General features: G+C 51.4%; 1 protein-coding gene and 1 pseudogene. Both read left to right on the plus strand.

Features of this window, described 5'->3' with window-relative positions; translation table 11 throughout:
* Positions 1-348 precede the first annotated feature (348 nt).
* A complete protein-coding gene (locus tag BG74_RS18080) occupies positions 349-699 on the plus strand; it encodes a hypothetical protein (RefSeq protein ID WP_066597733.1) in 351 nt (116 codons plus the stop codon).
* A 129-nt stretch (positions 700-828) separates the two neighbouring features.
* Positions 829-959, plus strand: a pseudogene (locus BG74_RS20860) (hypothetical protein); the annotation flags it as partial.
* Between the last annotated feature and the right edge of the window lie 47 nt (positions 960-1,006).

Genomic DNA, 1,006 nt, shown 5'->3' on the forward strand with positions numbered 1-1,006 from the left:
TACCGAGTATCGCCATCATGAATGTGATCGGCAGAGCAGCAGCGCTGCCCCATTGGAGCTAACGATTCAAGAAAAGATACTATCGTGACCACCAACGGTAAAAAAACCAGGGATTTCGTTGCTCAGTGTTCAAAAAAGGCTTCCATAACCCATAGTAGGTTTATCGGTCTCAGACGCCGGCACGTCAAGAAATCAATTTTATACGGATTCGGCAAAATGCTCCTTTTACCCAGTTGGCTGGAAAATGACTGTTAAATACTTATACTTTACTATGTACCGATTGCACTAAAGGCTTATGCGACCCCCTCGCCCAGTGACCTTTTCACTCTCACGGGATAGCTTGACACCATGTCCATTCCTTCTCTGCCGCGGCAGGGTTTTATTCTGACTGGTTACCGACGGGACATACCTGCCGGTAGCGCCATCGACTTTCGGCTGGCTACGTACCAGGGCCTACAAAAGGTCAGTCTCCCTCCCCACCCAGGAGGAGGTAGATTTTATGCCGACGGCGTTCAGCGATCGCGTCCGCATATGCAGCTGGCTGACGAAGACGTGAAGCTCCCCGTCCGTCCGATAGCGCTGCGGGATTTTCAGTACCGGCCGGTGGGGGCTTTACTTCCACCATTACCGCACGGCACGTTGGCGATGTTCAACAGGGGACGGTCAGTACCGACGATCACATACAAAATGCGCGGCTGAAGCCCGCGCCAGATTACCATCCTACGTTATCGCTGGTTTCGCTGGATATCGAAACTAACCGTTTCATCGAGCCCTAACTTATATTGGTCTGCACAGCTGTGGCTAGCATCAGGTGTATATTTGGGGGAACCGGGCGGCTACGTCATGGATTCCCGTCCCGGTATGATGATTCGGTACTGGTACTGGACTATAAAAGCCTTTACTCCTCCATAATTCGTACCTTTTTGATCGATCCTGTCGGCCTAATTGAAAGACTCGCGGTGGAGATAGCAGCCATCGGCTAATTCAGAAGCGGCTCTACGAGCAT

Source organism: Sodalis-like endosymbiont of Proechinophthirus fluctus (genome assembly GCF_001602625.1).
GTDB lineage: Bacteria > Pseudomonadota > Gammaproteobacteria > Enterobacterales > Enterobacteriaceae.